Genomic DNA, 9,134 nt, shown 5'->3' on the forward strand with positions numbered 1-9,134 from the left:
TCTGCATGTGCTATTGTTAAGATAAGCCGGAAAGGTGAAATTTATGACAACACAGACATTCACAAAAGAACGCTGGACAAAGGCCTTGGAGGGGCTGGCTGACGCTTACAGTATATTTGTACCCGTAAAAGATGGTGAATTTCACAGTTTTAAGCCTTTAGGCGAAGGGGAAGATCCTGACTTCGATTACCGGAATACAAGGCTTTCCCCTAAGTCTCTCGTATATCCCCCATCCGAATTACTGTTTGAATGCTCTATTGATAAAAATGATGCGAAGGCAAACATCTTCAGGGAAGCGCCGAAAGTTTACTCTCCTCAGGCGATAGTCGGAATCAGGCCATGTGATGCCCATGCATTTCAGATCGTAAAACGCAATTTTGACAACCGCGAATATCGAGACCCGTGGTGGGTCCGGCATTTCGAATCTACCACCCTGATCGGACTGGGATGTAACGAACCCTGCGCCACCTGTTTTTGCACTTCTGCTGGGGGCGGGCCGTTTGATGAAAAATATCTGGATGTGTTGCTTTACGATATTGACGAGATTTTTCTGGCAAAGGGTCTGACAGAAAAAGGTGAAAAATTTCTCAGCCGGGCAGGGGGTGGAAAGCCTGCCGGCGATAAGATGTTAAAGGAAGATCTTGCGGTTTCCGCCACCCGGAAGACAAATTCCGGCGTCCCTTTCAGCAAACTAAAAGACAAAGATACCAATGAACTTTTTGATGCGCCATTTTGGAATGATATTGCTTTTTCCTGCTTGAATTGCGGTGCCTGCACATTCCTTTGCCCAACCTGCTGGTGCTTTGATATACAGGACGAGGTTTTTGAGAAACAGATTGACCGGATCAGGAACTGGGATTCATGCATGTTCCCGCTTTTTACTCTCCATGGATCCGGACATAATCCCAGGGCCAATAAATTTCAGCGTGTGCGGCAGCGATTTATGCACAAACTGAAATATTACGTGGATAAATATGGAAACGGGGTACAGTGCTCCGGTTGCGGCCGTTGTGTCCGCTACTGTCCGGTTAATATAGATATCCGGCAAATAACCGAATTGATGAATAAATGCTAAGATAAAGATGGGGTGTGCCAGTGGAAAATCCATACTTGCCGTATCCGGTCCGCATAGATAATATCACGATAGAAACTGAAGATAAAAATATCAAAACGTTCAGATTCGTCTTTTTGAATTCCGAAGATGAACAGAAGTTTTTCTACACGCCGGGACAGTTTGCTGAATTGTCGGTTCCGGGCAAGGGCGAAATTCCTATCGGCATCGCGTCTTCTCCCACAGAAAAGGGGTTTGTTGCATTCACTGTAAATAAGGTCGGCCTTGTCTCTAAACATCTGCACAGCATGAAAGAAGGTGATGTGATGGGGATTCGGGGGCCACTGGGCAACTGGTACCCCTGGGAAAAAATGCAAGGCAAAAATATTGTCATAATCGGGGGTGGTTTCGCATTTACAACCTTAAGATCAAGCATCGTATACATGATTCAGCCCGAGAACAGACCGAGGTTTGAAGATATCTCTGTGATATACGGAGCCAGAAATCCGGGACTTTTGCTTTACAGAGATAAGCTTGCGGAATGGGGAAAAAGGGATGATATCAACATGCACATAACCGTGGACGGCACGGATGATTCCGAGTGGAAATATAATGTCGGGTTTGTGCCGACGATCGCAAAAGAAAAAATAACAAGCTCGGAAAACGCTATTGCCATAATCTGTGGTCCGCCCATCATGATAAAATTCACTCAGCCTGTGTTGGAAGAATTGGGATTTCCGCCCGAAAGGATTATTCTTTCCCTTGAAATGAGAATGAAGTGCGGTATCGGCATCTGCGGGCATTGTAATATTGGATACCAATATGTCTGTAAAGACGGGCCGGTCTTTTCGTTGGCACAGTTAAGATTGTTGCCTGAGGAATATTAAATTAGAAATTAGAATTTATAAGGAAAAGCAAAGTACAAATACTATGCATTTCTCTATAAATTGTTTTTAAGATATTTTCAAACATGCTTACAGCCAAGGACGTTATCATGTTGACCGATTATTACCCGGGCTTAATAAATAAATCATTCTGGTGGTTCTGCCAGACAGTCATAAGTGGCTTAATTTTAACAGTTATTACCATCGGCATAGCAACCGCGCAGACTGTGCAACCCAAAGAAATAGAGGATTCGACAGCGGTTGTTGAAAAATTTTACACCAAGCTGCTGGAAGCCATGAAAGGCGGCAAAAAAATCGGGTATGCCGGACGTCATACTATTTTAGAGCCGGTGATACGCGAAGTGTTCGCCTTTAATATAATTGTCCGCATTTCTTCTGGCAAATATTGGCAAACCTTAACAACCGAGCAACGCGAACGGTTGATCGAATTGTACCGGCAATGGTCAACGGCTGTTTATGCCCGACAATATGATTCATTTAACGGACAGTGTTTTAAAGTAACACTTCCTGAAAAGCCCTGGGGCAACAGTGTCAATGTTGACGCACGTATGATCAAGAAAAGTGGAGATGAGGTTTCATTTCTTTATAAACTTATAAAAGTAAAAGGGCGGTGGCAAATCGTCGACATCCACGTTAAAGGGATCAGCCAGCTGGCAATGATGCGGGCGCAATTCATCTCCATAATGGAGCACGACGGGTTTGACGGTCTGGAAAAAGAACTGCTGGAAAAAACCGAAGTATTGCTTCGTTAAAATATTGAATTCTTAGACATTGATTTTAAAAAATGGATTGCCGTATTTGGCCTGAGAAAAACTTGGATGGTTTCTAATGCGACGCTTTCAAAGCACCCGTTTTTTTGTGCTCACGCTGACTGTAGGTTTGGCCTTTGTCGCCTATTTGCTGATAAATGAAGGCGTCAGTGAGGTTGGGACGGCCCTCATGGTGGCCAACTGGAATATTCTGTGGGTTATTGCCTTTCGCTTTGTACCGATGGCCATTGATGCTGCAGGCTGGAAGTATCTGATCGCCGGATACAGGGTTCCTGCCTTCGCTGATTTTGTTTTATATCGCTGGGTGGCCGAATCATGCAACACCCTTTTGCCGGCTGCTCAGGTAGGAGGGCATGTTGCCCGGGCCTTGATGCTGGCCCGTCGCTTGCCAGCCCGAACCTTGGCTGGAGCTTCCGTAGTGGTTGATTTGACCCTGGGCCTCGGTACCCAGTTTCTGTTCATTATGGTCGGCCTTTTGCTTTTGCTGTTCAAAGTGAGTCTGGCCCCAAATATCGCTTTGCTTGCTATGATGCTGTCAGGCGGCCTGCTGATATTTGGCTGCCTTATTTCGGTTCAGTACTGGGGCATATCAAGTGTATTTAACCGAATCGCCCGGCGTTTCTTTGATAACAGACAAATCATGCAGGTTTTGGGCGGTTTGGAGGTGCTTGAAAAAGAGACGGCAAATCTATATTCTGATTATGATCGATTAATAATATGTGCCCTTTTACGGTTTGCCGGCTGGATGGTCAAAAGCGGCGAAACCTACTTGGCACTTTATTTTTTAGGAGCTTTACCGACAATAACGGCAGCTGTGGTTCTTGAGGCGGTTGGAGTTGCTGCAAACAGTTTCGGTTTTTTGGTGCCGGGGGCGCTAGGGGTGCGTGAAGGCGGAATTATTGCCGTTGCCGCCTTGCTGGGGTTGCCTACAGAAACAGCGCTGGCGATAGCGCTCATCAAGCGGGGGCGTGAGCTGGCAGTGGGCCTTCCGGGGTTGACTGCGTGGCTCATTTTTGAAAGGGATGTTTTGTTTCCCCCTCAAGGACGGTTTAGGAAAAACCTCTGACAATGCTGAAACAACGGATTGACATACTGCGCTGCATTCGCGAAAATACTCCCTGTCTCCCGGTTTGGTTGTCTGGGTTGATCTTTCGGAGGGCGTTGCTTATTCTGGTGGTGGCGGTTGCGCTGACGGCCGGCCTGACAGTTTACACTGTGTTGACTTTCAGAATTGATACCGATTTCGCGAAGATGGTTTCGAACAGGGTACCATTTCGTCAGGAACTGAATCGATTCCGCCAGGCTTTCCCGCAGTTAAATGATGTGCTTCTTTTGGTGATTGATGCCAAAACACCTGAACAAGCCGGTATTGTTCGGGATTTGCTTCTCGAACACTTGCGGCGGGAACCAAAAGTTTTTCGTTCCGTCTTCGCCCCCCGGGGCAATGCCTTTTTCAAAAAAAACGGCCTGCTATATCGAAATACAAAAGAGTTAATTGATATGGCCGACAATCTGGCTACAATGCAGCCTTTTCTCGGTTCGCTGGCCCAAGAGATGAGCCTCGAAAGCCTGTTTGCCGTGCTGGCTGATGTATTTGGAGCTGATAGCAATGCCTTGGATAAAGACCGTCTCAATCTCCTGTTGACGAAATTGGACGGGGCTGTTGCAAAAGTCGGCTCAGGTGAACCAGATTGGATTTCCTGGCAGAATTTGATGCAGGGGCGTTCAGAGGATCAAACACACCGCGAATTCATTATATTAGTTCCAAATCTGGACTATTTGTCCCTTAATCCCATCAAATCTGCTTTGAACCAAATTGAACACGCTAAAGCAGAGCTCGCTGATAAAGACTTCGCGGATGTGTCGGTACGTGTCACCGGCAACTTGGCACTGAACGTCGAGAATCTCTTCAGCGTCCGACAGGGTATCTATCTGATGGGGGCGGCTTCCGTCGGGATGGTTCTGGTGATATTGATTTGGGGGTTGAAATCCGGGCGACTGGTTGTTTTCAGCATGATCACCCTGCTGATGGGAATGGACTGGACCTTTGGGTTTGCCATGTTAGCCATCGGACGACTCAATATTATATCCGTTACCTTTGTGGTATTGTTTGTAGGTTTGGGTATTGATTACAGCATTCAATTTTGTTTGCGTTACAAAGAGTTGATCGTAAACGGATGGAATCATCCCGATGCCATTCAACGAACTTTGGAGGAGACCGGCAATACCCTGTTGTTATGTACACTGACCACTGCCACTGGATTTTACGCGTTTATTCCCACGGCCTACAGTGGTGCCTCCGAATTAGGAATGATTGCCGGAACCGGCATGTTCATCAACTTGTTGGCCAACATCACGGTGCTGCCGTCCATGATTCATTTGTGGCGCCCGCAATTCCTCCGGTGTACAACAGCCCCGAAGCCGTTAAAAGCCGCTATTTCTCAGGCCCCGCATCGGTTTCCCAAAATCATTTTGGCCTCGTCGGCGGCCTTTTTTTTGGCCGGTGTTGCCTTATTGCCCAAAGTGAGTTTCGATTACAATCCGCTCAACTTGAACAATCAGAAAGCCCAATCGGTGAGGACGGCCCAAGACCTGCTAAAGCAATCAGACACCTCAATGTGGACAATTTCCATTTTATGCGATTCTGCTACAGAGGCAAACCGGTTGGCAAACCGTATGAAAACCCTTTCTGTTGTTGAAAAAACGATGATGCTTGCAGATCTCGTACCCGCCGATCAGGCACAAAAAATCCAGTTAATCGAAGAGATGGCCTTGTTTATGCCGCCTATTGATGCGGATTTGCAGATCGTTAAGAACCCGGTTAAAGATACTATTGCGGCAGTTGATAAATTCAGAAAAGCCCTTGCCAAATATATAGAAAACGCCTCCGGGGATTCTGCCGAGGCCCTGTCCATGGCGAGAAATGTTGACCTGTTGATGGAACACCTGAGAAACCCCGATGCCGCGGTAAAAATTACCGATCAATTGGAAACCACAATGCTGATGCCGTTAAAATACCTATTGGAACAGCTTTCCCGGTTAATGCAGCCGGAAGCTTTTACAGCCGAACAACTGCCGCAGGAGCTAACATCCCGGTATATATCAGAACACCTCTACCGGGTAGAGGTGTTCCCCCGGGAAAACCTGAACGATTTGGAAGCGCTCGAACGTTTTGTCATGACTATTGAAGAAATCACACCGCGCGCCACCGGCACGCCAGTGGGCATTGTCAGGGCCGGCCAAACCATATCGCATGCGTTTTTACAGGCATTTATCATTTCGATTGCAGCTAACATCATACTTTTGATTTTTGCCACGCGAAGATTGAGAGAAGTCCTGCTGATTCTTGCACCCCTTTTGATTTCTTTGGGGTTGATTGCCGGCACTACGGTAATTCTTAAAATTCCGTTTAATTTTGCCAACATTATTGTTGTGCCCCTGTTGCTGGGTATTGGCCTAGATTACGGTATTCACATGGTTCACCGGTTCCGCCTAAAGTCGGTTAACGGTGAGACAATTCTCCGGACCAGCACGGTCAGAGGCGTTTTGTTTAGTGCACTGAGCACGATTTTCAGCTTCAGCAGCCTCTGCTTTTCGGCTAATCAGGGTACTGCCAGCATAGGAATCATGCTGATCCTGAGTGTTACAATCATGATTGGATGCACATTGCTGCTGCTGCCGGCGTTGCTGCAAATGTTTTACAAGCAGCTTTAATCCGGCAGCCGGAATAAAGGGAGAGTTTAATGGATTTGGTCATTGGCGGCAGCGGGTTCATCGGCTGTCGACTGGTAGAAATTTTAAAACGAAGCCAGCACAGGGTGAGGGTTTTTGATGTAAACTCTTTTCCTGTTGACGAACCGCTGCAGCCGGACGACATGGTACTCGGTTCGATCCTGGATATGGAAGAATTGAAGTCGGCATTGAAAGGCTGCCAAAGCATCTATCACCTGGCGGCCAATCCCATGCTTTGGCATCAGCAGCCAAAAGTCTTTGACCAGGTCAACCGACAGGGTACTGAAAATGTTGCCAAAGCAGTTTGCGAGGCGGACGTCAACCGCCTTGTTTATACCAGCACCGAGTCAATACTTGTGCCGCGTAAACACAGGGGGCCAGTTACCGAAGATGTGCAAACCTCGTTGGCCGATATGATCGGCCCCTACTGCCGGTCAAAGTTTTTTGCGGAACGCTCTATCGCAGATTTGGCGAAGAGAGGATTCCCAGCGGTGATCGTCAACCCAACCATGCCGATCGGTCCCTGTGACCGGAATCTGACACCGCCCGGGAAAATGATTCGAGATTTTCTTTTGGGAAAAATCAACGGATATATGGATGGTGTCCTTAATTTAGTGGATGTGCGGGATGTCGCAGAAGGACACTTTCTAGCGATGGAACAGGGTTCTCCCTGCAAGCGTTACATACTGGGCGGCAGCAATCTGCCGGTCAAAGATTTTTTCGACCGGCTGGCCGCAATATCCGGTTGTCCTGCTCCACGGTTCAAGGTTCCATATCTGCTGGCGCTGGGTTTTGCATACCTGGAGGAAGGATACGCAAACTTGACAGACCGGCATCCATTGAGTTCTGTAACGGGAATACGGCTGCTTCGGCGGTCGCTAGTCTTCGACAGCGCCCGGACATGGCGGCAGTTGGGCGGTCATACCATCCGTCCTCTTGAAAACACCCTCGAGGAAACAGTTTTCTGGCATCGCCAAAGGTTGATAGAAGATGGTATAAAAATCTGACCTGTCCACGCGTGTGCTGCCCCAGGTCGTGAATTATGGCTCAAAGTCGTATGCGTCAAAAACTTCTTTTAGTTCTGTATAAACCTGTTGTTTGTTCAAGCCGAATTCTTCCAGGCTGTAATGGTGTTTGCTCTTGTAAATTCCAGCTTGCTCCGATGCCTCAGCAAGAAACCGGCAGTACATGACGTCAAGGGGCAGTTTGAAATGAGTATATATCTGCTCCACAGCCAACCGTGGGTTAGCCACCAAGTCGTCATAATAAATCTCGAGGAACTGTTCAGCAGGCAGGATTTTCTTGATTTCCAGAATATGTCTGTAGTAGTCGAAAATCATTTCAGCCAGCGCATGGAAGGTCTCAGCCCTTTTGGCTGCTTTCGGGGCCATGGTTTTCCATGGTATGGCAAACATACTAATCAGTGATGGAATTGACTGGTAGGGATGTCTGATCAGGTGCACCAACCGCATATCGGGAAGGGTCTGTAAAATGGATTGGAGGCGGCCGGCGATAAGCGCCACTTTTTCGAGCAGTATTTTGTCCGGCCCGGTGGCATACAGATGCCTTTTTAAACAGCTGAGATAATAAGCCATGAGCCTTTCGCGCTTTGCAGCAGGCAACCGATCAACGAACAGTGCATATGGCATAGTCTCAAAATATGGAAAAAGCAATGCCATTAACGGGCTTAAAAGAGTATAGACGAAAAGCATTTCATCAGATTCCGCTTCTTTTAGGCTGGTTTTGTGAATGTCTTTCCAGCCCTTTAACCCCCGATCGCTGAGCTGGTAGATCACCCGGGCAAAAGGTGCGCCAAGCCTCCGGTCTATTTTTTTCAAAATAGCAAACATCTTGTAAAAAAAAACGGCTGGAAAAATCGTGTCAACAAGCTTGAAATACGTAAATCGGTCATTACGGGACATCAACCTGTGGGTAAAGGTTGTGCCGCTGCGCGGATTGCCGATGATAAAGACAGGTGCTTTGACCTGCTGTTTCCGGAAGCCGGGGAAAAACAGGTAATCCAGTTTACGCCCACACCAGACGAATGTGCGTAAAATCAGAAACAGGATGGGAAATACGATTATGAAAAACAGGTGACTGGCGGAAATATTTTTTGGCCGCATAGCATTCCGCCAGCATGCAAAAAGGGTTTTAAAATGAAAGTACACGTATATTCTCCTTTGGGATAGCGCAAAAATTAATTAACATTTTTGATGGGATAATCGAGTAGTTTTATTTGGTCTTGCAGTATATCTCCGCATATTGATTTTATCTATTTGTTGAGTTATAGTCAAGAGTTGTGTATGGAATAATCAGGCGGCGATCCATTTTTTTTCAATTCCATTCACAAATTTGACTCCTTTAATTACTTCAGCCAATCGTTCAGGGCAGTGGAGACGTAACCATCTTTTCTCAGCGCACTCACAAAGTTTAAATGCCATAGTAATTGCAGTTGTTGCGGAGAAACAGCCCCTGACCTTGTCTGTTCTCAACCTGACAGTTGAAAACGTTGATTCAATCGGATTTGTTGTCCGGATATGACGTCAATGTTCAGCAGGAAAATCGTAAAACGTTAACAGAACATCACGATCTTTTTCCAGGCATCCAGACGCTTTGGGGTATTTTGCTCCATAAATTTGTATAAAACCGTCAAAATGACGCTCTGCTTCATCCTTA

Annotated in this window: 7 protein-coding genes and 1 pseudogene; 6 read left to right on the forward strand and 2 right to left on the reverse strand. The window is 46.8% G+C overall.

The window, feature by feature from the left end; genetic code table 11:
* Window positions 1-43: 43 nt before the first annotated feature.
* The 6 genes from VXK47_RS04010 (at window position 44) to VXK47_RS04035 (ending at window position 7,465) form a co-directional block, all read left to right on the forward strand.
* A complete protein-coding gene (locus tag VXK47_RS04010) occupies window positions 44-1,075 on the forward strand; it encodes a 4Fe-4S dicluster domain-containing protein (RefSeq protein WP_435547482.1) in 1,032 nt (343 codons plus the stop codon).
* A gap of 20 nt (window positions 1,076-1,095) precedes the next feature.
* On the forward strand, window positions 1,096-1,938 hold the full coding sequence (locus VXK47_RS04015; protein WP_435547483.1) for an FAD/NAD(P)-binding protein: 843 nt from the start codon (window positions 1,096-1,098) through the stop codon (window positions 1,936-1,938).
* 107 nt (window positions 1,939-2,045) lie between these two features.
* Window positions 2,046-2,708 carry an ABC transporter substrate-binding protein gene (locus VXK47_RS04020; RefSeq protein WP_435547484.1) on the forward strand — a complete coding sequence of 221 codons (663 nt, stop codon included), beginning with the start codon at window positions 2,046-2,048 and terminating at the stop codon, window positions 2,706-2,708.
* Window positions 2,709-2,784: 76 nt separating this feature from the next.
* Window positions 2,785-3,792, forward strand: coding sequence for a flippase-like domain-containing protein (locus VXK47_RS04025; RefSeq protein ID WP_435547485.1), 1,008 nt, complete (start codon window positions 2,785-2,787; stop codon window positions 3,790-3,792).
* Window positions 3,793-3,794: 2 nt separating this feature from the next.
* Window positions 3,795-6,440: an MMPL family transporter gene (locus VXK47_RS04030; RefSeq protein WP_435547486.1), complete on the forward strand. Its 2,646-nt coding sequence runs from the start codon at window positions 3,795-3,797 to the stop codon at window positions 6,438-6,440.
* 29 nt (window positions 6,441-6,469) lie between these two features.
* Entirely contained in the window at window positions 6,470-7,465 is a 996-nt protein-coding gene (locus tag VXK47_RS04035) for an NAD-dependent epimerase/dehydratase family protein (RefSeq protein WP_435547487.1), read from the forward strand.
* Window positions 7,466-7,498: 33 nt separating this feature from the next.
* On the opposite strand, the gene VXK47_RS04040 is transcribed toward VXK47_RS04035, so the two are convergent.
* On the reverse strand, window positions 7,499-8,581 hold the full coding sequence (locus VXK47_RS04040) for a sulfotransferase family protein (protein ID WP_435547488.1): 1,083 nt from the start codon (window positions 8,579-8,581) through the stop codon (window positions 7,499-7,501).
* Between the two features lie 189 nt (window positions 8,582-8,770).
* Window positions 8,771-9,134, reverse strand: a pseudogene (locus tag VXK47_RS04045) (transposase); the annotation flags it as partial.

Source organism: Desulfobacterium sp. N47 (genome assembly GCF_051233685.1).
GTDB lineage: Bacteria > Desulfobacterota > Desulfobacteria > Desulfobacterales > RPRI01 > RPRI01.